Genomic DNA, 23479 nt, shown 5'->3' with positions numbered 1-23479 from the left:
CTAGGCTCCCAGCTCGGCGAGGCGCAGGTCCAGTTCGGCCGGATCGATCCTGAAATTCCAATTGTACTCGCGGGCCGGGCGAAGCGCCTGGGTGAGGGCACCGCCGATCGCCGCGTGCCCCTGCCCCATCAGCCGCGTCAGGTGGCGGTAGAACTCCGGCAGATGGCCGGCGGGGTGGAGTTCGATCAGGAGCGCCCCGGGCGGCGCGAAGAGCATGTTGGTGAAGCCGGCGCCGTGGACGCCCATGACGATCTCCGCCCCCGCGAAGAGCGAGACCTGCTCGTCGAACGACAGTTCCTCCAGCCTCACGGTGACGAAGCCGCGCCGCGCCGCGACTTGGCTTATCACCCCCTCGTTGTCGCACCGCCGGAAGAGCGAGCCCTCGCGCGAGACCAGGATGCGCCCGGGCTTCCGGGGGCGGACGGCGATCCCGTCCATCAGCCGGTCCCGCACCCATGCCGCCGCCTCCCGCCCCACCGACGGCACCATCCAGTCCATCTGGCCGTCGGCGCGCCGGGGCCGCGACACCAGGCCCGGAACGGTCAGGCGGGCGAATCGCGTCAGGGCCGGCGCGTCGGGCACCATCAGGCGGGAGGACGGAACGCCCATCAGCCCCAGCGTCCGCATCTGGAAGCCGTTCGGCGCTGAATTGACCAGCAGCCGCCCGTCCAGCCCCTGGACCGCCGCCAGCCGAGGCAGGGTGTCGAGCATCCAGTGATAGTAATTGCCGGTGCCGCCGAGGAAGACCGCCGGTTCGTCGATCCGGTGCCGGTCCAGGTCGTCGCGCACCAGCACGAAGCCGGTCCCGTCGGCGGCGGCAACGAAGCTGCTCGCGCCGAGCGGCGGCGTGAACACGAGGTCGAGCGCCAGACGGTCGTCCTGGACCAGATGCCACTGGTCGATGCAGAGGTCTATCCCGGACAGTTCCACCGGACCGCCGTCCGGGGGCTTCAGGGCATCCAGGGGAAGCAGCCGGCGGATCGCCTCACCCGCCGCGGGGGTGCGCGACGCAAGCCGTGTCCGTGCTTCCGCTTCTCCATGACCGCAGGCCGCCAAGCGCCGCCAGCGCTCCTCGGCTTCCCCGACCCGCCCTCCCTCGTCCAGGGCGGCCGCCAGGTTGGACAGGACGCCCGGATCGGCCGGAGCCAGCGCCTCGGCCTTCAGCAATGCCTCGACCGCCGCCGCCGGCCGCCGCTGCCGCGCGGCCACGGTGCCGAGGACCGTCCAGGCATGGACCTCCTCGGCGCCGCGGTCGAGCAGCCCGCCCGCGATTGCCTCGGCCTCGTCGAAGAATCCGCGCGTCGCCAGGACGCCGGCCAGCGCCGCTTCCGACGCGTCGCGCCGGGCCGGCATGCCCTGCCGGCGCTCCAGCGACCGGCGCAGCAGCATCTCGGCACGCTCCAGGCTGCCGAGCCGGGCACAGGCGACACCCAGGTTGTGCAGCACGTCCGGATCGTCCGGAGACGCCTGGATCGCCTGGTCGAGCAGGCGCGCGGCGGCGGGTTCGTCCCCCTCCTCCAGCAGGTCGGCGGCAAGCTCGTTCAACAGCGCGGGATCGCCGGGGTGGCGGCGCTCCAGCTCCGTCCGCCACCGCGACGCCTCCGCCCGGTCGCCGGCCCGGCACAGCGCGCGGCTGAGCAACAGGGCGGCCCTGCCGTTGCCGGGATCGAGCCGGAGCACAGCGGCGAAAGCTTCCGCCGCGGACCGCGGATCGTCCGCCTGCATCAGGCAAAGGCCATGGAGATAGGCCATGGCGGCGTCGTCCGGTGCCAGCAGCCGGCCGCGCTGCAGGATCGTGTCGGCCGTCGCCGTGTTCCCGGCCAGCAGATATTCGCGGGCTCGGTCGAACAGGGTGGACGGCTCCCGGCCGTCCGGATCGTGGGATGGTTGGCTTGGCGTGCCGTTCATGGTCGGGTCGATCCGATCGATTGAGCCCGGACGGGCTGGACACGAGCGTATCGTGCATGGCGCAGCGAAGTCACGGCAATGGTTCGAAGCGCGACGTTCTCCCAATCGGTCGCCACGGCCTGCGACCGATTTGAAGCCGGCGCACGTCCGGATTGACGAAACGCAACCCTTCTCTATACATGGTGCAGTCCGGCCCGGCGGCCTGGGGGTTTCGTACCGGATGCCGGGAACGTGCCGCTCCTCTTCGTTCGAACCGGGAAAGAACAGACGCACCGATGCTCGCGACCTGTGCCGAGAACGAACTGTCGGGGATCATCGAGACCGTCGGCGCCCCGGCCTTCGTCGTGGACGCGACGGAGGACGGCCGGCTCCGCCCCCTCTGCATGAACCGGCGGTTCCGAACAATGTCGGGGTTCTCCGAGGAGGATTTCCGGGACTTCGTGGAGCGGGACCCGGGCGCAGGGCTCCGTGGCTGCCTGGACGTGTCCGGCGCCGTCGATTTCGACCACCAGTTCGTCCTGGACGGCCACGCGCACTGGGTGAGGATCGGGGTGGTCCCCTTGCTGGACTGCGCCGGAAGGGCCGCCCGCCTGATGGGGACCGCGACCGACGTCACCGCCCGTCGGACCGCCGGGCAGGAGCTGGCCCGGATGGCGGAGCTTTACCGCGGCGTGCTCGACGAGCAGCAGGATCTGATCTCGCGCTTCCTGCCCGACACCACGCTGACCTATCTCAACGACGCCTATGCCAGGATGCTGGGCGGAACACCGGGTTCCCTGGTCGGCCGCCGCTTCGCCGATACCCTGCCCGCCTCGGACCGCGAGCGGGTCGTCACGCTGTTCGGCAGCCGCACCGCGCTTGGGGATGGCGACTCGCCGGTCATGGTCAACGAGAACGCCGTGGTCACGGCGTCGGGCGAGCAGCGCTGGATCCGCTGGCGCAACGTGGCCCTCGCTGACCGGGCGGGCCGGATCGAGGGATACCAGAGCGTCGGCACCGACGTCACGGACCGCAAGCTTGCCCAGGATGGCATGCGCACGGCGCAGCAGAGCCTGCGGGACGTGATCGACAGCATATCCGAAGGGTTCGCCCTCTATGACGCCGACGACCGCTTGGTGCTGTACAACGACAACTACGTCGCGGCCACGCCCCAGCTCGCCGCCTTCGACTCCCCCGCCGGTGTCACCTTCGAGGAGATCCTGCGGGCCGGGATCGCCCGCCGCGAGATCCCGGACGCGGGTGCCGACCGCGAAGCCTGGGTGGCGGAAAGGGTTGCAGCGCACCGCTTCCCGCCGGAGACGCCGACCGAGCAGCGCCTGCCCGACGGCCGGCACTTCCGGGTTTCTGAAAGGCGAACCCGCGACGGCGGCATCGTCTGCATCCTGACCGATATCACCCCCCTGCGCGAGCAGGAGGCGAAGGTCCGGGAGAGCGAGCGGCGGCTTCGCCTGCTGGCCGACAGCGCCACCGACATCATCTGCCTGCACGCTCCGGACACGACGATCCTCTATGTGTCGCCTTCCTGCGAGAAGCAGCTCGGACGCGCTCCGGCAGACATGGTGGGCCGCCGCCTGGGTGAGTTCATCCATGCCGGTGACCTGCCGCTGATCGAGCGCAAGCACGCCGAGATGATGGACGGCCTGCCCGGGCCGGCGGTGTTCCGCCTGCGGCACAGCGACGGACGCTGGCTTTGGTTCGAAAGCGTGGCGGGCAGGCTGGAGGGAACGCCCGAGGGTCATGGTGGACTGCTGACCGCGATGCGCGAGGTCTCCGAGCGGGTCCGCTACGAGCAGGAGCTTCGCGAGGCGAGCGATCGGCTGGCCGCCCAGGCGGTGGAGCTTCGCAAGCTGGCGATCGACCTGGACGCGGCGCGCCGCGTGGCGGAGCAGGCGAGCGACGCGAAATCGCAGTTCCTGGCCATGATGAGCCATGAGCTGCGCACCCCCATGACCGGCGTGATGGGCATGGTCGACCTCCTGATGGGCACACCGCTGTCGGGGGAGCAGCGAGGCTACGTGCAGACGCTCGCCGCCTCGGCCGGGATCCTGCTTACCATCCTCAACGACGTCCTGGACTTCTCGAAGATCGAAGCCGGCCAGCTCCAGATGGAGACGATCCCCTTCGACCTGCGCCGGACCGTCGCCGACGTGATCCAGCTGTTCGCCGGACGGGCGGCGGAGAAGCGCTTGCGGCTGACCGCCGACATCCCGGCCGGCGCTCCGTCCGTCGTGTCCGGCGATCCGACCCGCCTGCGTCAGGTATTGTTCAACCTGGTGGGCAACGCGATCAAGTTCACCGCGGCGGGTTCCGTCCGGGTCCGGCTCGCCGAATTCCGCGACGAGGAAGGCGACAGGGTGTTGCTGCGGTTCGAGGTGACGGACTCCGGCATGGGGATGACCGAAGAGCAGCGATCCCGGCTGTTCGAGGCATTCGTCCAGGCGGACACCACGACCACGCGCCGGTTCGGCGGAACCGGCCTCGGCTTGGCCATCTGCAAGCGGCTGGTCGAGGCGATGGACGGCGAGATCGGCGTCCGCAGCGCCCTGGTGAAGGGTTCCGTCTTCCATTTCACGGTGCGGCTGGGACGAAGCCGTGCCGAGCTTCCCCCGCCGGAGCCGGCCCCGGCCGCTCCCGCGGCGGCCGGACGCAGGGCACGCGTCCTGCTGGCCGAGGACAACGAAGTCAACCGCCTGATGGTGGTCAGGATGCTGGAACGGCTGGGCCACCGTGTCGATGCCGTCGAGGACGGCCGGGCGGCCGTCGAAGCGGCGCGGCGCGGTGGCTATGACCTGATCCTGATGGACATGCAGATGCCGGTGCTCGACGGCGCCTCCGCCACCCGCGAGATCCGTGCCCTGCCCGGCCCGGCCGGCCGCGTTCCGATCGCGGCGCTGACCGCCGACGTGGTCTCCGGCAACCGCGAGCGATACCTGGAAGCAGGGCTGGACGGCTATTTCACCAAGCCGATCGACTGGAGCGCGCTGGCCTCGGCCATCGCAGCCCTGACCCACGGCACCGGAAAAGCCGGCGAGGCCGAGGAAGGCGGAACGCCCCCGGACGGCGCAGGCGACTGCCCTCCGGAACCAGGGACGGACCTGCTGGTCGAGTTGCCGCTGATCGATGCCGGCCGGCTCGACGAGCTGCGCGCGGCCGTCGGGGAGAGCTACGCGATGATGATGGAGATGTTCCCCGACTCGGCGCGGGAGGAACTGGCCGCCCTGCGCACCGCACTGGACTCCGGTGATGCCGGGTCGTCCCGGCGCGCCGCCCACAGCCTGAAGGGAGTGGCTGCCAGCTTCGGCGCGACACGGGTGCAGGCGATCGCCCATCTGCTGGAGGATGCCGACCACCCCCCCGAAGAGGCATTCCGCCTGCTGGCCCGCCTCGAATCGGCGCTGGAGGACACCCTGGCAGCCCTGGGCCTGACGGAGACGGCGGCCTGAGCGCCTACAGCGCCCCCAGCCGGCGGCGCAGGATCTTGCTGCCTTCGTGGGGCACGTACTGCCGCCGATCGGCCAGGGCCACCAGCGACAGCGTCTTCCTGTCGTCGGGATTGCTCAGGCGGACCAAGCGGGCGTGGGCGATGGAGCCCGGCGGCCGGTCGATGCTGACGACCTGCCAGACATCGGGGTACGAGGCGCCCGCCTTGACGAAGCACTGTCCAACCGCAACCGATCCAGCCCCAACCGACATGCTCACCCTCCGGATGCGGACGGCACCAAACCGTCCCGGCTGGAGGAGATCATTCCGCATCCGGATTACATTAAAGTTAATTGCAATCAACCCCAAAATTGAAATCAACCCTGAGGCACATAATTCCCCGGCATCGATCTCCAGTTCGAGCAGTTCGGAACTGAGGCATTTGCCATCGGGATCGATCGCCAGGGAGGTCGTGACCCCGCTGTGGAGCGCCTGGCGGCAGACGAACTGGAGCGCCGCACGTTGGGCATCTCGAAACGGACCAACTCGCCCGTGACCGTGCGCGACAGGTGCCGCCGGACCGCCTCGCCGCCGAGGCACTCGACGGCCAGATCCTGGACCAGCGGCCTCAGCCGTTCGGCCAGGATCCGGCCGGCGAGCCGGGCACGGCCGAGCGCGTTGGCCCGGCGTAGGAAATCTCCCCCTCCCCGACGAAGCCGGCATGATAGCCGACACTGACCTTCAGCGTGTCCGGACGCGGTCGCGCCGTTCCGCCGGTGACCTCGATCTGGTCGGGACCGACCGGCCTGATCCGCACGCCGCGGAAGTCGGCGACCGCGTCGAGGGTGACATAGCCGGACGGGTCGGTGACCTCGTACAGGAGTTGCTCCTTCACGGTCGCCGCCGTGACCAGGCCTCCGGTCCCGGACAGCTTGCCGATTTAGAAAGAGAATATGGATCGGTTGATTAGCAGTGCTCGGGCGGTTCCGGTTACGACGGCAGTCGCCACCGGGCCGAAATACCGGCTGTTGTAGGCTCCGTCGCCGCCACGGTGCTTCCGCCGCTGATCGCCCGGTTCAAGGAACGGCATCCGCTCATCCGGGTCGTGATCCGCGATTCCGTGGTCGAGCGGATCAACATGATGGTCCGCGACGAGAGCGTCGATTTCGGCATCGGCGCCGACCTGGAGCCGGAAGCCGGCCTGACGGACGTTCCCTTGTTCGAGGACGAGATGCGGGCGGTGGTCCCGGCGACGCACCCGTTGCGCCATGAGCGGGAGGTCAGCCTCGAACGGCTCGCCGGGGAGCCGCTGATCCTGATGGACATGTCGAGCAGCGTGCGCCGCCTCACCGACCGGGCCTTCGACCTGGGCCACCTCGCCGCGCCGGCCTACGAGGTCACCTACATGAGCACGGCGCTGGGCTTGGTGCGGGCCGGCCTGGGCATCGCCATCCTACCCTCCACCGCGATCGAGCTGCGCCTGGACCCGGCGATCCCGTCGCTCCGGATCGCCGAACCGCGCCTGCGCCGCTCCATCACGCTGGTCCTGAAGACCGGCCGCTCGCTGCCGCCGGCCGCGGAAGCGTTTCGGGAGCTGCTGGCGGTCACTCCTCCAGCAGCGACGCCAGCTTGAGCGCCGAGCCCATGGAACCCTGGACCTTCAGCTTGCCGGTCGCGAAGGCCAGCGTCGGGTTCAGGTCGCCGTCGAGCATCCGGTCGAAATTCTCCAGCGTCATGCGGATGGTGCAGACCGCATCGCCGTCTTCCCGGTGCAGGGTCGCCGGGGTCTTGGTCGCGTCCAGCCGCAGCAGGCCGTCCTTGCCGAAGTCGAATCGGGCTGCGCCGTTGAAGGCGCGGAACTGCGTCAGACGCTTGCGCATCTTGGCTTCAATCTGGTCGAGGGTCATGGCCGCCGTGGTGTGATCTGAAGGTAACCGGTTCCCATTGATACCATTCAAGCCTTAACCAGATCCAGATACCGCCGCGTCGCCAGGATGTCCGCCCGCAGGGCGGCGCGGCGGGCCGTGGCCTCCGCGTCCTCGCCCCACTGCTCGATCTGGAAGGTCTCGTCCAGCTGGGCCGCGGCATAGGCCTCCTCGGCGGAGATCCTGCCCTCCATCAGGGCCAGCGCCAGCACCAGGGAACCCAGCGCCGAGGTCGCGTTCTGAAGGCCGGCCAGGGCCATATCGTCCAGGTCCTCCACCGCCCGGGCCAGCAGCGCGCAGGCTTCGGCCGGCTGGGGCTTGGGCATGATGCCGGTATGGACTTCAAGTTGGGCGCCGTAGCGGACGGCGGCCCAGTCCAGCAGCGGCTGCCAGATGCGTTCCTGCCGCTCCGCCAATTCGGCCGGATGGTCGGCCCTGTAGCACAGCAGGTCGGTTTCCGCATAGGCGGCGACCGCCCGGACGATCTCCGCCCGCTGGGCGGGGATGCGGTCGATGGCGGTGCTGGCCAGCTGGGTCACCGGCATTTCGGCCGGCTTGATGTTTTCCCGCTGGGCATCCCACTCGTCGGCGATGGCGCGCATCAGGTCGGGCTTGGGCAGCGCCAGGGGCGCCTTGGCCGGGGTGCGAAGCGGCCGGCCGTCGAGCCGGACCTCATGGCCGGCGTCGGTCTGCGCCACCGTGACTTCCTTGTAGAACCTCTTCATCTCTCACTTCATCCATTGCGCCCGATGGGCGTTCTAGCGGTCGAGCAGCGACAGGACGGCCACGGGCACCTGGTCGGCCGTCTCGCAGACCCGCTGCGCCCCGGCTCCCGTCAGTTCCGCCACCTCGTGATAGCCCCAGGCGACGCCGACCGCGCCGGCGCGGGCGCTGCCGGCCATCAACATGTCGTAGGTGGTGTCGCCGATGACAACGGTGTCGGCCGCTTCCACCCCGGTTTCCGCCAGCGCGCGGAATACCATGTCCGGATGAGGCTTGCCGGGGCCGGTATCGGACGTCTGGAGGGTCGCGAAGCGGTCCAGCAGCCCATGCTGGTCCAGCGTGGCGACCAGCCCCCGGCGCGACTTGCCGGTCGCGACGCCCAGCAGCAGGCCGGCATTCTCCAGCGCGTCGAGCGCATCGCGGATGCCCGGGAACAGCGGTTCCTCGTGGGCGCCCCGGTTTCGCGCATCGGAGAAGGCCAGCTTGTAGCGGTCGGCCAGAGCCATGTGGAGCCTCGGCTGGCCGTCCGGCAGCAGGACGGCTATCGCCTGGACCAGCGGCAGGCCGACGACGCGGCGGACGGCGGCCGCGTCGGGCAGCGGCAGCCCCAGCGCCACGAACGCGGCGTTCATGGCGGCGACGATCGCGAACTGGCTGTCCACCAGGGTCCCGTCGCAGTCGAACAGGGCAAGGCGCAGCGGCCTGGAAGCAGGCCGGGATGTGTCGCTGAAGGGCATGATGGTCGGGTTTTTCCTTGTATTCTTAGCACCCTGCTTTTTCGTCCCAATAGCACGAAAACGCGGCGGCGCTAAGCCCGCCCGGCGTCAATCGAGCGCCGCGAAGGGATCGCCGTCATTCTCCTTATCGAAGCTGAAGTAATCCCAGGTCCTGACCATGTGCTCGGGCAGCGGCGCCGTCACGTCGATCCGGCCGCCGCGGGGGTGGGGCAGAATCAGGCGGCGGGCATGCAGGTGCAGCTTGCCGGAAACGCCGGCGCCGGCCAGGAAGGCGTCGGGGCCGCCATATTTGCCGTCGCCCAGGATCGGCGTGCCGATCGCCTCCATGTGGACGCGCAGCTGGTGGGTGCGGCCGGTCAAGGGCCACAGCGCCACCCAGGCGACCTTCTTGTTGGCGTGCTCGATCACCTGATAGAGGCTGACGGCGCGCTTGCCCTCCTCGTCGTCGATCGCGACCCGCTCGCCCCGGCCTGTCGGCTCCTTGGCCAGGGGAGCGTCCACCTTGCCCTGGAACGGGCGGGGCACGCCGACCGTCACCGCCCAGTAGTATTTGCGGGCGTCCTTGCCGCGGAACGCCGCCGCCAGTTTGGTCGCGGCGAAAGCGTTGCGGGCCAGGACCAGCACGCCCGACGTGTCCTTGTCCAGCCGGTGGACCAGCTTGGGCCGCTCGTCCGCGTCGAACCGCAGGGCGTCCAGCATGGCATCGAGGTGCCGGGGCGTCGCCGTCCCGCCCTGGACCGCCAGCCCTGGCGGCTTGTCGATCACCAGCACGTCGGCGTCGCGGTAGAGCACCCGCCCCTGGATCTCCGCCGCGTCCTTGCGGCTGACCTTCGGCTTGGCCGCTCCCGGCGCCGGCTCGGCCAGGAGATCCCCGAGCGGCGGGATGCGCACGGTCTGGCCCGCTTCCAGCCGGACATTGGCCTTGGCCCGCTTGCCGTCGACCCGGATCTGCCCGGTCCGCAGCAGCTTCTCCAGGTGGCCATGGTTGACCTGCGGGAAATGCCGCTTGAACCAGCGGTCCAGCCGGATCTCCGACTCCTCGCCGGCGACTGTGCGTGTTTCGACCTCGCTCACCCGAGCATGCCCCTGATCAAGAAAAGGCCGGCGAACAATCCGCCGACCGAAAACAGTACCGAGACCACCATATAGGCGGCCGAGGCCGCCAATTCCCCCCGCTGCATGAGGACAGCGACATCGAGCGAGAAGGTGGAGAACGTGGTGAACCCGCCGAGCACCCCGACGGTGAGCAGCGCCTTCAGTTCCGGCGACGGGCTCCAGGCCAGCGCGGACAGCTCCACCAGCGCGCCCATGACGAACGAGCCGGCCACGTTGACCGCCAGGGTGCCGAAGGGGAACGCGGTGCCCAGCCAATGGCCGATCGCCGACATCACCACGAATCGGGCGGCCGACCCGGCGGCGCCGCCGGCGGCGACCGCGAGCAGAAGGGTTGGAGAGAACGTCATGCGGTCGGGCTTCCTCGATGAAGCGCGCAGCCTAGCCGGGCGGGACGGTCGGGGCAAGGCATGGCGACCCGTTCAGCGCCGCAGGCCGACGCCGAAGATCCAGCCTTCCTGGCGGCGGGCGCGCTCGGTCAGCGCGGCGGGATTCCAGACCTCGGGCAGGCCGGACAGCACGCGCAGGCCCGCGGCGGAGACCAGGGCGTCGGTCTCGTGGTCGCTGGGCTCCGGACGGTCCTCCTCCACCGGGTCGCTGTCCAACAGGGTGAGGCAGCGGTTCAGGTCGGCCCAGCTCCGGACCTTGCGCAGGCCCCAGCCGGCGCGCATCAGGAACAGCCTGGGATAGATCTCCACCAGCGTTCCGCCGCTCCCGGGCTCCTGGAAGGGCCAGACCGCCACGTCGTCCCGCCGGGCGCGAAGGGCGCGCAGCAGGCGCATGCCGGCCAGCGCTCCCTTGCCCACCTGCTTGGCGCCGATCAGCTTGTAAGGGCTTTCCGGCGAGCCGTAGCCGTCGGCCCGGCAGGCGTCCTCCGTTGCCCGCCGCCCCAAAACCATCCCCTCGGCCCGCGGACCGGCGGTCCAGTAACCGGCGGCATAGGCCGGATCGCGGGGGAAAGCCCCGCCGAACAGGTCGGCATCGGCATGGCAGGCCCGCTCGACCAGGTCCCACAAGGCGAACACGTCGCCGGTCCCGTCCGGGAAATACCCCGCCGCCGTGTCGAACGGCAGGGAGAAGGCGCAGTCGATCCCGATCAGCAGCCGGCCGCCCTGGCCGATCCGGGCGTCGAGCCAGTCCAGCACCTGGATGCGTGTCCAGGCGCGCCCGCCGCCGGGAGGATCGACCAGGACCGGGGCGGCGCTGCCGGCGGGGCACTCGGCCACCGCGATTCCCTGGTACCGCTTGCCCGCGGCGCCGGACCAGTCGATGCCGATGAAGCCGTCGAAATGGCCGTCGAAGGAGCCGGTCATTCCGGGTCCGGATCGGCGGCCTTCTGGGCCCTCAGCTTGCTCCAGTAGTCCAGCCGCTTGCGGATCTCGCGCTCGAAGCCCCGCTCGGGCGGACGATAGAACTGCTGCCGGGGCATGCCGTCGGGGAAATAGTTCTGGCCGCTGAAGCCTTCCGGCGTGTCGTGGTCGTACTCGTATCCCTTGCCGTAGCCGAGGCCCTTCATCAGCCTGGTCGGCGCGTTCAGGATATGCATGGGCGGCATCAGCGAACCGGTCTCCCGCGCCGACCGTATCGCCGCCTTGGACGCGGTATAGGCGGCGTTGGATTTGGGCGCGGTCGCCATGTAGATCACGCATTGGGTCAGCGCCAGCTCGCCCTCGGGGCTGCCCAGGCGCTCATAGGTCTCCCACGCGGCCAGCGCCTGGGGAAGCGCCTGTGGATCGGCCAGGCCGATATCCTCGACCGCCATCCGCACCAGCCGCCGGGCGATGAACCGGGGGTCTTCCCCGCCGGCCAGCATCCGCGCCAGCCAATAGAGCGCCGCGTCGGTATCCGACCCGCGTACCGACTTGTGCAGCGCGCTGATCAGGTTGTAGTGGCCCTCCTGCGACTTGTCATAGAGGGGTGCGCGCCGCTGGATGGTGCCGGCCAGCGCGGTCGTGTCGAGCGGCCGGTCGGGCGCCAGGGCGAACAGCTCCTCGCACAGGTTGAGCAGGAAGCGGCCGTCGCCGTCGGCCATCGCCTTGATCGCCTGCCGCGCGTCCGCGTCCAACGGCAGCGTCTTGCCGGTTTCGGCCTCGGCGCGGGACAGGAGCAGTTCCAGGGCGGCGTCGTCGAGCCGGTTGAGTACGAAGACCTGGGCGCGCGACAGCAGCGCGGCGTTCAACTCGAACGACGGGTTCTCGGTGGTGGCGCCGACCAGCGTGACGGTGCCGTCCTCCACATAGGGCAGGAAGCCGTCCTGCTGGCTGCGGTTGAAGCGGTGGATCTCGTCGATGAACAGCAGGGTCCCGCGACCGGCGACCCGCCGCTGCTTGGCCGCCTCGAACACCTTGCGGAGGTCCGCGACGCCGGAGAAGACGGCGGACAGCGGCTCGAAGTGGAATTCGGTCTGGTCGGCCAGCAACCGCGCGATCGTCGTCTTGCCGCAACCGGGCGGACCCCACAGGATCATGGAGGCAAGGCGATGGCTCGTCACCATGCGCCCGATCGGGCCGGCGGGCTTGAGCAGGTGGTCTTGCCCGACGACCTCCTCCAGGGTCCTGGGACGCAGGCGATCCGCCAGGGGACGCGGGGCCGATGCCGAGAACAGCGTCATCCCGCCACCACGGAGGTCAGCACCTGGTCGCCCCGACGCACGGTGACCCGCCAGCTCTGCTGGGGCCTGGACACCAGCTTGCCGAGTTGGGCCACGCTGGAGACCTCCCGGTCGTCGATCCGGAGCACCACGTCGCCCGGCTGGACGCCCACCCGGGCGGCCGGGCTGTTGCGCGTCACCTCCAGGACGACGACGCCCTCGGCAGGGCCGGAGAAGCCGATCTCCTCGGCCAGCGCCGGCGACAGGTTGGCGACCGTGGCCCCGGCCAGCGGCTGACGCCCGTCGAGCGGCGTCGTGTCGCGCGGGGGATCCTCGGGCGGCGCCGTCACCTTGAAGGCGACCTGGCGGACGGAGCCGCCCCGCGTCACCGTCAGCGCCGCCTGCCCGCCCACCGGCATGGTGGCGATGCGGAACTTGAGCCCCTCCGGGTCATCGACGGTCCGGCCGTTGATCGCGGTGATCACGTCGCCGACCCGCAGGCCGGCCCTTGCCGCGGCGCTCTTCGGGTCGACCGCGTTGACCAGCACGCCGGCCGGCCGGTCGAGTCCGAGGGAATTGGCGATGTCGGCGGTCACCGGCTGGCCGTCCACGCCGAGCCAGGGGCGCACCAGCTTTCCGCCGCTCGCCACGGCCTCGACCACGGTGCGCACCATGTTGGACGGGATGGCGAAGCCGATGCCCAGCGAGCCGCCGCTCCGGGAATATATGGCCGAATTGATGCCGACCAGCCTGCCGTCCATGGACACCAGGGCACCGCCCGAGTTGCCGGGATTGATCGCCGCGTCGGTCTGGATGAAGAAGTTGAAGTCGCTGACGCCCACCGCCGTGCGGGCCAGCGCAGACACGATGCCGCTGGTCACGGTCTGGCCGACGCCGAAGGGGTTCCCGATCGCGAGCACCAGGTCGCCCACCTCCAGGTCGTCGCTGTCGTGCAGCGCCAGGAAAGGCAGGCGCTCGCCGCGCGGCGGCGTGATGCGCAGGACGGCGAGATCGGTCTTGGGATCGGTCGAGACGATCCGCGCCTCGAATTCCCGCCGGTCGGCCAGCACCACCGTGATCTGGTCGCTGTCCTTGACCACATGGTCGTTGGTCACCACCAGCCCGTCGGCGCCCACGATGACGCCCGACCCGAGCGACCGTTCGACACGCTCCCGCGGCATCCCGAACGGTGCGGACTGGCCGAAGAAGCGCTGGAAGAACGGATCATCGAACAGCGGCGACATGCGCTGCTGGACCACGCGGCGGGTGTAGATGTTGACGACGGCGGGCGCGGTCTGCTTGACCAGCGGGGCGAACGACAGCGTGATCTGCTGGCGCGTGTCCGGGACGGCACGCTGCTGGGCGAAGGCGGGATCGGCGAGCCCCAGGCCGGCGACCAGCAGCAGGACGAGGCGGAGGAACGGAAACTGCGGCATCATGCACCGAAATCTGGGTATTCGCGACGGGGAGAAGAAGAGGTTCCGGAAACCCGGAAGCCGAAGCGTCACTGGATCGAGTTGCAGCGGACCATGCACATGTTCAGCTGACGCTCGCAGGTGGCGCTCGCATAGCCGGAATTACCCAGGACACCGCCGCGCCGTGTGGCCCCGGCATCCATGCAGACGGAATAATCCCGGTCGCAGGCGCGGCGGCAGGAATAGCGGTCGTCCCGGGTCGCGTTGGGCCGCAGGTCGTCCGCCGGCGCGCGCGCAGGCGCGCCGCCACCCTCGGACGGAGCGACGACGGTACCGCTGCGGGGTCCGCGCTCCGGGGCGGCGCAGGAGGCCAGAACCAAGCACCCGAGCGCCAACGCCGCCCGCACAAGTCCACTCGACTTCGCCACCATGACCTGCTCCCTGAAGGGTGAGACTGACTCCTGAACGCAAAAGGCAGCCCGAGGGCTGCCTTTCGTTTTCTCAACCGCTGGGTCCGTCGGATCAACCCTGGGCTTCGTCCTCGTCATCGACCATGACCGGACCGCTGTCCTGGCCCTTGGCCGCGACGTCGCGATCGACCAGCTCGATGAAAGCCAGAGGAGCGGCGTCGCCGTACCGGAAGCCGGCCTTCAGCACGCGGGTGTAGCCGCCGGGCCGGTCGGTGTAGCGCTCGGCGATCGGGCCGAACAGCTTGGCGACGACGGTGTCGTCCCGGAGCTGGGCATAGGCAAGGCGGCGGTTGTGAAGGCCGCCCTTCTTGCCGAGCGTGATCAGCTTCTCGACGATCGGACGCAGGTCCTTCGCCTTCGGAAGGGTGGTCTTGATCTGCTCGTGCTTGATCAGCGCGGCGGCCATGTTGCTGAACATCGCCTTGCGGTGGCTGGACGTGCGATTGAATTTCCGGCCGCTCATACCGTGACGCATGGTTGCGTGCTCCTTCCTCTGGCTTGGCCCCGCTCACGGGACCGATGGTGAAGTCCGCCGCCCGGCCCGCTGGAAGGCGGGTACCGGTACGGCGGACGGAGATGGTGCTTGGTCGTGCTTAGTACGGCTCTTCGAGACGCTTGGCCAGCTCTTCGATGTTCTCGGGCGGCCAGTTCGGGATTTCCATGCCCAGGTGGAGACCCATCTGGGAGAGGACTTCCTTGATCTCGTTCAGCGACTTGCGGCCGAAGTTCGGCGTGCGGAGCATTTCCGCCTCGGTCTTCTGCACCAGGTCGCCGATATAGACGATGTTGTCGTTCTTCAGGCAGTTGGCCGACCGGACCGACAGTTCCAGTTCGTCCACCTTGCGCAGCAGGTTCTTGTTGAACGGCGGCTCCTCGCCCCGCTCCTCGGCGACCGCGTGGGTCGGCTCCTCGAAATTGATGAAGAGCTGGAGCTGGTCCTGGAGGATGCGGGCGGCGAGCGCCACCGCGTCCTCGGGCGACACGGCGCCGTTGGTCTCGACCTGCATGGACAGGCGGTCGTAGTCGGTCACCTGGCCGACGCGGGTATTGTCGACCTTGTACGAAACCTTGCGGATCGGCGCGAACAGCGCGTCCACCGGAATCAGGCCGATCGGCGCGTCTTCCGGGCGGTTCTGGCTGGCCGGGACATAGCCTTTGCCGCTCTCGACCGTCAGTTCCATCACCAGGCGGGCGCCGTTGTCGAGGGTGCAGATCACCAGGTCGGGATCCATCACTTCGATGTCGGCGCCGGTCTCGATCATGCCGGCGGTCACTTCGCCGGGACCGTCGGCGCGCAGGCGCATCCGCTTGGGTCCGTCGCCGTGCAGGCGCAGGCCCATGGTCTTGATGTTCAGGACGATGTCCGTGACATCTTCGCGCACGCCGGGGATCGACGAGAACTCATGCAGCACGCCTTCGATCTGGATCGAAGTGACGGCAGCACCCTGGAGGGAGGACAGCAGGACGCGACGAAGCGCGTTGCCGAGCGTCAGGCCGAAGCCCCGCTCCAGCGGTTCGGCAACCACGGTCGCGACCCTCTGCGGATCGTCGCCCGGCTGGATGTCGAGCTTGTTCGGCTTGATCAGCTCCTGCCAATTCTTCTGGATCACGTCTTGACCTCATGCCATCGGGTTGACGCGCCATATCCAGTGTGCCAACGCAGAAATGCCGATACCCTTCCTGAACAGGAAGGGTTTCGGCAATCTCGGCCGCCATCCCCATGCTTGACCGGCCATGATGGCTCTATGGCCGGCTTTCCCGGAACGGCGGGCAACTGGAGGCGCGGTAGTGAACGCCTCCCCGGATTCCTTCGACGAAGGCTGATCCGGCAGAGAGCCGTCCGATAAATCAGACGCGGCGCTTCTTCGGCGGGCGGACGCCGTTGTGCGGGATCGGCGTGACGTCGCGGATCGAGGTGATCGCGAAGCCCACCGACTGCAGCGCGCGCAGGGCGGACTCACGCCCCGAACCAGGACCCTTGACCTCGACCTCGAGGGTCTTCATGCCGTGCTCCTGCGCCTTGCGGCCGGCATCCTCGGCGGCGATCTGCGCCGCGTACGGGGTCGACTTCCGCGATCCCTTGAAGCCCTGGGAGCCCGACGACGACCAGGCGATGGTGTTGCCCTGCGCGTCGGTGATCGTGATCATGGTGTTGTTGAACGAGGCGTTGACGTGAGCGACGCCCGAGGTGATGTTCTTGCGCTCGCGACGACGAAGGCGCGCGGAAGCGGCAGAAGGCTTGGCCATGGATCCTGTCCGTCCTATCTCTTACTTCTTCTTGCCGGCGATCGGCTTGGCCGGCCCCTTGCGGGTGCGCGCGTTGGTGTGCGTGCGCTGGCCACGGACCGGCAGGCCCTTGCGGTGCCGCAGGCCACGGTAGCAGCCCAGGTCCATCAGCCGCTTGATGTTCATCGCCACCTGACGGCGCAGGTCGCCCTCGACACGGTAGTCGCTGTCGATCACTTCGCGGATCTTCAGGATCTCGTCGTCGGTCAGTTCGTTGACACGGCGTTCAGCGGGGATGGCGACCTTGCCGCAGATTTCCTTGGCTTTGGAAGGTCCGATACCATGGATATAGGTCAGGCCGATCTCCACGCGCTTCTGCGCCGGGATATTGACGCCAGCAATACGCGCCACGCTCGTCTCCTTAACATTTGATCTGTGGCCCGTAAGGGGCCGTCCGTCTCGGTCACGGTCCTGACCAGCCGTGCCGAATCAGGACGAGTATTCACGTCTCGGTTCCCTCAGGAACCAAGGAGCGCGGAGTATACTCGCCGCGCCCCTTGAGTCAACCGGTGTCTGTCTCACAACCGTAATCGAGGAGGCAGCATCGGCAGGATGCCGAAGTCCTCAGGCTGCCTTGTCCTTAAGCAGCGCCTCGATCTGCCCGGTCACCTCGTCGATGTCGGCCATACCGTCCACCGCTTCCAGTACACCGCGGGCCTCGTAGTAGGGCAGGATCGGTGCGGTCTGTTTGTGGTAGGCGGCCAGCCGGGTGGTCACGGTCTCCGCGTTGTCGTCGGCCCGCCGGGTGAACTCGGTCGAGCCGCAGGCATCGCAGACGCCTTCGACGGCCGGCTTTTGGAACGTGTCGTGATAGCCGCGCCCGCACTTGGAGCAGGTGTAGCGCCCGGTGATCCGCTCCACCAGCGCGGCGTCGTCCACTTTCATCTCGATCACGTGGTCGAGCTTCAGTCCCTTCTCTTCCAGCATCCGGTCCAGGGCCTCGGCCTGGGGGACCGTCCGCGGGAAGCCGTCGAGGATGAAGCCGGCCGCGCAGTCCGGCTGGGAGATGCGGTCGGCGATCATCTCGATCATCAGCTCGTCCGGCATCAGCTTGCCGGCGGCCATGATCTCCTTGGCCTGCTGGCCCAGCGGCGCACCGCTGGCGACGACCGCCCGCAGCATGTCCCCGGTCGAAAGCTGGACAAGTCCGTGCCGATCCTCGAGACGCTTCGCCTGGGTCCCCTTGCCCGCTCCCGGCGGTCCCAGCAGTATCAAATTCATCCTCTCCTCCCCCGCAGCTTGGCCTTCTTGATCAGGCCTTCGTACTGATGCGCCAGCAGATGAGAGTGTATCTGCGCGACGGTATCCATCGTGACGGTGACGACGATCAAGAGGCTGGTGCCGCCAAAATAGAACGGGACGGCGTACTGCGAAATCAGGATTTCGGGCAATAGGCAGACGACGGACAAATATGCCGCACCCACGACGGTCAGTCGCGTAAGGACATAGTCGAGATAGTCGGCCGTGTTCTTGCCCGGGCGGATGCCGGGAATGAAGCCGCCGTACTTCTTCAGATTGTCGGCCGTCTCCGTCGGATTGAAGACGATCGCCGTATAGAAGAAGCAGAAGAACACGATCAGCGCCACGTACAGGATGATGTACAGCGGCTGGCCGTGGCCCAGGTAGGTCGTGATCGCGGTCAGCCACTCCGGCCCCTGCCCGCCGGAGAAGCCCGCCACGGTCAGCGGCAGCAGCAGCAGCGAGCTGGCGAAGATCGGCGGGATGACGCCCGACGTGTTGAGCTTCAGCGGCAGGTGCGAGCTCTCGCCGCCGAACATCCGGTTGCCGACCTGGCGCTTGGGATACTGGACGATGATCCGGCGCTGGGCCCGCTCCATGAACACGATGAAGAAGATCACGCCCACCGCCATCAGCAGCAGGAAGATGATGAAGAAGGTCGACAGCGCGCCGGTGCGCCCCAGTTCCAGCGTGCCGGCCAGCGCCCGCGGCAGCTCCGCGACGATGCCGGCGAAGATGATCAGCGAGATGCCGTTGCCGACGCCTCGGGCCGTGATCTGCTCGCCCAGCCACATCAGGAAGATGGTGCCGCCGACCAGCGTGATGACGGTCGTCGCCAGGAAGAAGACGCCGGGGTTGTCCACCGCGGGGCCGGTCGACCCCGTCATGCCCTGGAGGCCTACCGCCATGCCGTACGCCTGCACGGTCGCCAGCAGGACGGTCAGGTAGCGGGTGTACTGGTTGAGCTTCTTGCGGCCGCTCTCCCCCTCCTTCTTCATCTGCTCGAGCGTCGGGGACACCGCCGTCATGAGCTGGATGATGATCGATGCCGAGATGTACGGCATGATGTTGAGGGCGAAGATGGTCATCCGCGACAGGGCGCCGCCCGAGAACATGTTGAACATGTCCAGGATGCCGCCGGAGTTCTGGCGGAAGATGTCGGCCAGGATGTTGGGATCGATGCCCGGCAGCGGGATGTAGGTGCCGAGCCGGTAGATGATCAGGGCCCCGAGGGTGAACCAGATCCGCTTCTTCAGCTCGGTAGCCTTCGCAAAGGCGCCAAAGTTGATATTGGCGGCGAGCTGTTCGGCCGCTGATGCCATATTCTATTCCTCGACGCTCACGTGCGAAGTATGTCGTAACGGGCATGGCCGGCGCCCCCTGGGGAGGCGCCGGCCTGACGTTCGCGGTCGATCACTCGGCCGCGGAAGCCTCTTCGGTCTTCTTGGGCACCGTGACTTCCACGGTGCCGCCCAGGGCCTCGACCGCCGCGATGGCCGACGCCGAGGCGCCCGCCACCTTGAAGCTCGCCTTGGTCGTCAGCTCGCCCTTGGCCAGCAGGCGGACCCCGTCGCGGCTGTTCTGGGCGACGCCGGCCGCCACCAGGATCTCTCCGGTGATGAGCTGCGAGGCGTTCAGCTTGCCGGACTCGATGGCCTGCTGGATCTTGCCCAGGTTCGCCACGGCGTAGTCCTTGGCGAAGATGTTGGTGAAGCCGCGCTTCGGCAGGCGGCGATGCAGGGGCATCTGACCGCCTTCGAAGCCCTTGATCGCGACGCCGGTACGCGAGGTCTGACCCTTCACGCCGCGGCCGCCGGTCTTGCCCTTGCCCGAACCGATACCGCGTCCGACGCGGATGCGGTTCTTGCGGGCGCCGGCATTGTCCCGGATCTCGTTGAGTTTCATGATCTTGTTATCCCCTCGCCCGTTCTCAGCCCTGGCTCTCGACGCGAACCAGATGCTGAACCTTGGCGATCATGCCGCGGACGGAAGGGGTGTCCTCCAGCTCCCGCGTGCGGTGCAGCTTGTTCAGCCCGAGACCGACGAGGGTCTCGCGCTGATCCTTCTTGCGACCGATCGGGCTGCCGATCTGCGTCACGATGACGGTGCTCTTGCTCTCGTCAGCCATGATCAGGCCTCCTTGATCTCGGTGCCGGTCGCGTCGCGACGGCCCAGGATGTCGCTGACCCGGCGGCCGCGGCGTGCGGCCACGGCCCGGGGGCTGACCACCTGCGCCAGGGCGTCGAAGGTCGCCTTGATCATGTTGTGCGGGTTCGAGGTGCCGATTGACTTCGTCACCACGTCCTGCACGCCCAGCGCCTCGAAGATCGCGCGCATCGGACCACCGGCGATGATGCCGGTACCGGTCGGAGCCGCCCGAAGGACGACGCGGCCGGCGCCGAAGTGACCGTGCACATCGTGGTGCAGGGTCCGGCCCTCGCGGAGCGGAACGCGGATCATGGTGCGCTTGGCCTGGTCGGTCGCCTTGCGGATCGCTTCCGGCACCTCGCGGGCCTTGCCCGATCCGACGCCGACGCGGCCCTTGGCATCGCCCACGACCACCAGGGCCGCGAAGCCGAACCGACGGCCACCCTTCACCACCTTGGCGACACGGTTGATGCCGACCAGCTTTTCTACCAGATCGCTTTCTTCGCGATCGCCGCCCCGGTTCTGACGGTCCCTGTTGTCGCCGCCGCGCTGGTCGCGCTCGCCGCCTCTTTCATTGCGTGCCATATTCGGGTCCCCTTAGAACGACAGGCCGGCTTCACGCGCGGCGTCGGCAAGCGCCTTGACGCGCCCGTGGAAGAGATAGCCGCCGCGGTCGAAGACCACCTGCGTGACGCCGGCAGCCGTCGCCCGTTCGGCGATCAGCTTGCCGACCAGCTTGGCGGCTTCGATGTCGGCGCCGGTCTTCAGCGACTCGCGCAGATCCTTGTCGATGGTCGACGCGGACGCGAGGGTCTTGCCCTCGCTGTCGTCGATCACCTGGACGTAGATGTGCTTGCTGGACCGGAAAACCGACAGCCTGGGCCGGCCGCCCGCCTTCTTCCTGATCTGCGTACGCACCCGCATCTTGCGGCGTACGTTCAGTTCCCTTGACGTTTTCATCGGCCGTACCCCTACTTCTTCTTGCCTTCCTTGCGCAGCAGAGTTTCCGTCGCGTACTTGATGCCCTTGCCCTTGTAGGGCTCCGGCTTGCGGAACTGACGGATTTCTGCGGCGACTTGGCCGACCTTCTGGCGGTCGGCCCCGGAAACGGAGATCGCGGTCGGACGCTCGGTCTTGATCGTGATCCCGGCGGGGATCGGATACGTGACGTCGTGCGAGTAGCCGAGCTGGAGAACCAGGTCGCTGCCCTGCACGGCGGCGCGATAGCCGACGCCGTTGATTTCGAGGTTGACCGTGAAGCCCTCGCTGACGCCCTTGACCATGTTGGCCACGAGAGTCCGCGAGGTCGCCCACATCATCTTGCCGCGCTTGCTGTCCGCATGACGCGGTTTGACGACGACCTTGCCTTCGTCCAGCGAGGCCGCGATGTCATCGATCAGGGTCATGCTGAGCTGGCCCAGCTTGCCCTTGGCCGTCAGGGTCTGGCCGTTGACGGCGAAGTCAACGCCAGCCGGGACCGGCACGGGGTGTTTACCAATTCGTGACATGGCTGCCTCTTAGAACACGCGGCAAAGCACTTCACCGCCGACATTGGCGGCGCGGGCTTCGTTGTCGGACATCACGCCCCGCGGGGTCGACAGGATCGAGATCCCGAGACCGTTGTAGACGCGCGGCAGGTCCTTGATCTTCGAGTAGACGCGACGGCCGGGCTTGGACACGCGGCTGATGGTCTTGATGACCGGTTCGCCCTCGTGATACTTCAGCTCGATCCGGAGCTGCGCGATACCGGGGCGCAGTTCCTCCTGGAAATAGCCGCGGATGTAACCCTCGCGCTTCAGGACTTCCAACACGCTCGCCCGCAGCTTGGATGCCGGGCTGTCGACGCTGGTCATGTGGGCCCGCTGACCGTTGCGGATACGGGTCAGCATATCGCCCAAAGGATCGCTCAAAGACATCTTTCCGATCCCCCCTTACCAGCTCGACTTCGTCATGCCCGGGATCTGGCCGTTGGAGGCCAGGTCGCGGAGCGTGATGCGCGAAAGCTTGAACTTGCGATAGAACGCGCGCGGACGACCAGTCATCTCGCAGCGATTGCGGACGCGGGTCCGGCTCGAGTTGCGCGGCATCTCGGCAAGCTTGAGACGGGCGGCGAACTGATCTTCGGGCGTCAGCGAGGGGTCCTTGGCGATCGCCTTCAGCGCTGCGCGCTTGTTGGCGAACTGCTTGACCATGCGCTCGCGGCGCTTGTTCTTCTGGATGGCACTTGTCTTGGCCATGGCTGTAACCTCCTGCCGCTCAGCTGACGAACGGCATGTCGAAGCCCTTGAGGAGCGCCTTGGCCTCCTTGTCGGTCTTCGCAGTCGTCACGATGATGATGTCCATACCCCGGATCTCGTCGATCTTGTCGTAATCGATCTCCGGGAAGATGATCTGCTCTTTCAAGCCCATGGCGTAGTTGCCGCGGCCGTCGAAGCTGTTGCCCGGCACGCCGCGGAAGTCGCGGACACGCGGCAGGGCAACCGTCACCAGACGGTCGAGGAACTCGTACATGCGCTCGCGACGCAGGGTCACCTTGCAGCCGATCGACATGCCTTCACGCAGCTTGAACTGCGCGATCGACTTGCGGGCCTTGGTCACCACCGGCCGCTGGCCAGCGATAGCGGTCAGTTCGGCCACGGCCGAATTGACCTTCTTGCCGTCGGTAGTCGCCTCGCCAACACCCATGTTGATGACGATCTTCTCGATCCGCGGCACTTCCATGTCGTTGGCGTAGTTGAACTCAGCCTTCAACTTCGGGCGTACGACGTCGTCGTATTGCTTCTTCAGCCTGGTCGTCATGGTGGCGCTCACAGATCGATGACTTCGCCGGACCGCTTGGCGACGCGCACCTTGCGGCCATCCTCGAGGGTCTTGAAACCCACTCGGGTCGGCTTGTTGTCTTTGGGGTCGACATGGGCGACGTTGGAGACGTGGATGAACGCCTCGATCTCCAGGATGCCGCCGGCAGAGGTCTGGGTCTGGCGCTGGTGCTTCTTGACGATGTTCACGCCACGCACCTTGACCCGGTTTTCCTTGGGAAGGACCTCGATCACCTCGCCGGTCTTACCCTTGTCCCTGCCGGCGATGACGACGACCTTGTCCTTCTTCCTGATCTTGGCTGCGGACATCACAGCACCTCCGGCGCGAGCGAGATGATCTTCATGAACTTCTTGCCGCGCAGCTCGCGGGTCACCGGCCCGAAGATACGGGTCCCGATGGGCTCGCCCTGCTTGTTGATCAGGACGGCGGCGTTGCGGTCGAAGCGGATGGAGCTGCCGTCGGTGCGCCGGATCTCCTTGGACGTGCGGACGATGACCGCACGGTGCACATCACCCTTCTTGACGCGTCCGCGCGGGATGGCCTCCTTGACCGAGACGACGATCACGTCGCCCACGGCGGCCACCTTGCGCTTGGACCCGCCAAGCACCTTGATGCACTGCACCCGGCGCGCGCCGCTGTTGTCGGCGACCTCCAGGTTGGTTTGCATCTGGATCATATGTCAGAC

30 protein-coding genes and 1 pseudogene are annotated in these 23479 nt (G+C 67.9%); 2 read left to right on the top strand and 29 right to left on the bottom strand.

Annotated elements, in window-relative coordinates; all coding sequences use genetic code 11:
- Positions 1-1908 (bottom strand): glycosyltransferase 61 family protein, encoded by a 1908-nt coding sequence (locus tag JL100_RS06230; RefSeq protein WP_202684765.1) that lies wholly within the window; start codon positions 1906-1908, stop codon positions 1-3.
- 275 nt (positions 1909-2183) lie between these two features.
- Between JL100_RS06230 and JL100_RS06225 the strand changes: the two genes are divergently transcribed.
- The gene (locus JL100_RS06225) at positions 2184-5351 is read left to right on the top strand and encodes a PAS domain S-box protein (RefSeq protein ID WP_202684764.1); all 3168 of its coding nucleotides are present in this window, start codon (positions 2184-2186) and stop codon (positions 5349-5351) included.
- Between the two features lie 4 nt (positions 5352-5355).
- Here the strand turns inward: JL100_RS06225 and JL100_RS06220 are convergent, their stop codons facing one another.
- The 3 genes and pseudogenes from JL100_RS06220 to JL100_RS06215 all read right to left on the bottom strand — a co-directional run bounded on the left by JL100_RS06220 (position 5356) and on the right by JL100_RS06215 (position 6223).
- Complete coding sequence (locus JL100_RS06220; protein ID WP_202684763.1) at positions 5356-5601, bottom strand: hypothetical protein; 246 nt, start codon at positions 5599-5601, stop codon at positions 5356-5358.
- A gap of 195 nt (positions 5602-5796) precedes the next feature.
- Positions 5797-6051: pseudogene (locus JL100_RS36995) on the bottom strand (hypothetical protein); the annotation flags it as partial.
- Entirely contained in the window at positions 5957-6223 is a 267-nt protein-coding gene (locus JL100_RS06215) for an acyclic terpene utilization AtuA family protein (protein WP_267133605.1), read from the bottom strand. The pseudogene JL100_RS36995 and the gene JL100_RS06215, both read right to left, overlap by 95 nt.
- Before the next feature lie 156 nt (positions 6224-6379).
- On the opposite strand from JL100_RS06215, the gene JL100_RS06210 reads away from it, so the two are divergent.
- Positions 6380-6961 carry a LysR substrate-binding domain-containing protein gene (locus JL100_RS06210; RefSeq protein WP_202684762.1) on the top strand — a complete coding sequence of 194 codons (582 nt, stop codon included), beginning with the start codon at positions 6380-6382 and terminating at the stop codon, positions 6959-6961.
- On the opposite strand, the gene JL100_RS06205 is transcribed toward JL100_RS06210, so the two are convergent.
- The 25 genes from JL100_RS06205 to rplN all read right to left on the bottom strand — a co-directional run bounded on the left by JL100_RS06205 (position 6933) and on the right by rplN (position 23470).
- A complete protein-coding gene (locus JL100_RS06205; RefSeq protein ID WP_267133604.1) occupies positions 6933-7208 on the bottom strand; it encodes an SCP2 sterol-binding domain-containing protein in 276 nt (91 codons plus the stop codon). The genes JL100_RS06210 and JL100_RS06205 overlap by 29 nt on opposite strands.
- Positions 7209-7282: 74 nt before the next feature.
- A complete protein-coding gene (locus JL100_RS06200) occupies positions 7283-7978 on the bottom strand; it encodes an ATP12 family chaperone protein (protein ID WP_202684760.1) in 696 nt (231 codons plus the stop codon).
- 33 nt (positions 7979-8011) lie between these two features.
- Positions 8012-8713 carry an HAD-IA family hydrolase gene (locus tag JL100_RS06195; protein ID WP_202684759.1) on the bottom strand — a complete coding sequence of 234 codons (702 nt, stop codon included), beginning with the start codon at positions 8711-8713 and terminating at the stop codon, positions 8012-8014.
- A gap of 87 nt (positions 8714-8800) precedes the next feature.
- Positions 8801-9787 (bottom strand): RluA family pseudouridine synthase, encoded by a 987-nt coding sequence (locus JL100_RS06190; protein ID WP_202684758.1) that lies wholly within the window; start codon positions 9785-9787, stop codon positions 8801-8803.
- The gene (gene crcB, locus JL100_RS06185; protein ID WP_202684757.1) at positions 9784-10176 is read right to left on the bottom strand and encodes a fluoride efflux transporter CrcB; all 393 of its coding nucleotides are present in this window, start codon (positions 10174-10176) and stop codon (positions 9784-9786) included. Before crcB ends, JL100_RS06190 begins: the two co-directional genes overlap by 4 nt.
- Positions 10177-10248: 72 nt before the next feature.
- Positions 10249-11139: a hypothetical protein gene (locus JL100_RS06180; protein WP_202684756.1), complete on the bottom strand. Its 891-nt coding sequence runs from the start codon at positions 11137-11139 to the stop codon at positions 10249-10251.
- Complete coding sequence (locus tag JL100_RS06175) at positions 11136-12437, bottom strand: replication-associated recombination protein A (RefSeq protein WP_202684755.1); 1302 nt, start codon at positions 12435-12437, stop codon at positions 11136-11138. Before JL100_RS06175 ends, JL100_RS06180 begins: the two co-directional genes overlap by 4 nt.
- Positions 12434-13855 carry a DegQ family serine endoprotease gene (locus JL100_RS06170; RefSeq protein ID WP_202684754.1) on the bottom strand — a complete coding sequence of 474 codons (1422 nt, stop codon included), beginning with the start codon at positions 13853-13855 and terminating at the stop codon, positions 12434-12436. Before JL100_RS06170 ends, JL100_RS06175 begins: the two co-directional genes overlap by 4 nt.
- Before the next feature lie 65 nt (positions 13856-13920).
- On the bottom strand, positions 13921-14262 hold the full coding sequence (locus JL100_RS06165; protein ID WP_202684753.1) for a hypothetical protein: 342 nt from the start codon (positions 14260-14262) through the stop codon (positions 13921-13923).
- A 91-nt stretch (positions 14263-14353) separates the two neighbouring features.
- Entirely contained in the window at positions 14354-14776 is a 423-nt protein-coding gene (rplQ, locus tag JL100_RS06160; RefSeq protein WP_158044291.1) for a 50S ribosomal protein L17, read from the bottom strand.
- Positions 14777-14894: 118 nt separating this feature from the next.
- Positions 14895-15911 carry a DNA-directed RNA polymerase subunit alpha gene (locus JL100_RS06155; RefSeq protein WP_202684752.1) on the bottom strand — a complete coding sequence of 339 codons (1017 nt, stop codon included), beginning with the start codon at positions 15909-15911 and terminating at the stop codon, positions 14895-14897.
- A 238-nt stretch (positions 15912-16149) separates the two neighbouring features.
- Positions 16150-16548: a 30S ribosomal protein S11 gene (gene rpsK, locus JL100_RS06150; protein WP_044425939.1), complete on the bottom strand. Its 399-nt coding sequence runs from the start codon at positions 16546-16548 to the stop codon at positions 16150-16152.
- A gap of 21 nt (positions 16549-16569) precedes the next feature.
- On the bottom strand, positions 16570-16938 hold the full coding sequence (rpsM, locus tag JL100_RS06145; protein ID WP_202684751.1) for a 30S ribosomal protein S13: 369 nt from the start codon (positions 16936-16938) through the stop codon (positions 16570-16572).
- A 213-nt stretch (positions 16939-17151) separates the two neighbouring features.
- Positions 17152-17808, bottom strand: coding sequence for an adenylate kinase (locus JL100_RS06140; RefSeq protein ID WP_202684750.1), 657 nt, complete (start codon positions 17806-17808; stop codon positions 17152-17154).
- Positions 17805-19148: a preprotein translocase subunit SecY gene (secY, locus tag JL100_RS06135; protein WP_202684749.1), complete on the bottom strand. Its 1344-nt coding sequence runs from the start codon at positions 19146-19148 to the stop codon at positions 17805-17807. Before secY ends, JL100_RS06140 begins: the two co-directional genes overlap by 4 nt.
- A 91-nt stretch (positions 19149-19239) precedes the next feature.
- The gene (gene rplO / locus JL100_RS06130) at positions 19240-19731 is read right to left on the bottom strand and encodes a 50S ribosomal protein L15 (RefSeq protein WP_202684748.1); all 492 of its coding nucleotides are present in this window, start codon (positions 19729-19731) and stop codon (positions 19240-19242) included.
- Between the two features lie 25 nt (positions 19732-19756).
- The gene (rpmD, locus tag JL100_RS06125) at positions 19757-19954 is read right to left on the bottom strand and encodes a 50S ribosomal protein L30 (RefSeq protein ID WP_202684747.1); all 198 of its coding nucleotides are present in this window, start codon (positions 19952-19954) and stop codon (positions 19757-19759) included.
- A gap of 2 nt (positions 19955-19956) precedes the next feature.
- Positions 19957-20559: a 30S ribosomal protein S5 gene (rpsE, locus tag JL100_RS06120; protein WP_158044284.1), complete on the bottom strand. Its 603-nt coding sequence runs from the start codon at positions 20557-20559 to the stop codon at positions 19957-19959.
- Positions 20560-20571: 12 nt separating this feature from the next.
- A complete protein-coding gene (gene rplR, locus JL100_RS06115; RefSeq protein ID WP_202684746.1) occupies positions 20572-20934 on the bottom strand; it encodes a 50S ribosomal protein L18 in 363 nt (120 codons plus the stop codon).
- Positions 20935-20945: 11 nt separating this feature from the next.
- A complete protein-coding gene (gene rplF / locus JL100_RS06110; RefSeq protein WP_202684745.1) occupies positions 20946-21482 on the bottom strand; it encodes a 50S ribosomal protein L6 in 537 nt (178 codons plus the stop codon).
- A gap of 9 nt (positions 21483-21491) precedes the next feature.
- Positions 21492-21890: a 30S ribosomal protein S8 gene (gene rpsH, locus JL100_RS06105; RefSeq protein WP_201073013.1), complete on the bottom strand. Its 399-nt coding sequence runs from the start codon at positions 21888-21890 to the stop codon at positions 21492-21494.
- A gap of 15 nt (positions 21891-21905) precedes the next feature.
- On the bottom strand, positions 21906-22211 hold the full coding sequence (gene rpsN, locus JL100_RS06100) for a 30S ribosomal protein S14 (RefSeq protein WP_202684744.1): 306 nt from the start codon (positions 22209-22211) through the stop codon (positions 21906-21908).
- A gap of 19 nt (positions 22212-22230) precedes the next feature.
- Positions 22231-22773 carry a 50S ribosomal protein L5 gene (gene rplE / locus JL100_RS06095; RefSeq protein WP_202684743.1) on the bottom strand — a complete coding sequence of 181 codons (543 nt, stop codon included), beginning with the start codon at positions 22771-22773 and terminating at the stop codon, positions 22231-22233.
- 8 nt (positions 22774-22781) lie between these two features.
- A complete protein-coding gene (gene rplX / locus JL100_RS06090; protein WP_158044278.1) occupies positions 22782-23102 on the bottom strand; it encodes a 50S ribosomal protein L24 in 321 nt (106 codons plus the stop codon).
- Positions 23102-23470: a 50S ribosomal protein L14 gene (gene rplN, locus JL100_RS06085; RefSeq protein WP_158044277.1), complete on the bottom strand. Its 369-nt coding sequence runs from the start codon at positions 23468-23470 to the stop codon at positions 23102-23104. The genes rplX and rplN overlap by 1 nt, the downstream gene beginning before the upstream one ends.
- Between the last annotated feature and the right edge of the window lie 9 nt (positions 23471-23479).

It is taken from the genome of Skermanella mucosa (assembly GCF_016765655.2).
GTDB classification, from domain to species: Bacteria; Pseudomonadota; Alphaproteobacteria; order Azospirillales; family Azospirillaceae; genus Skermanella; species Skermanella mucosa.
This window is presented reverse-complemented; position numbering and strand designations above follow the sequence as displayed.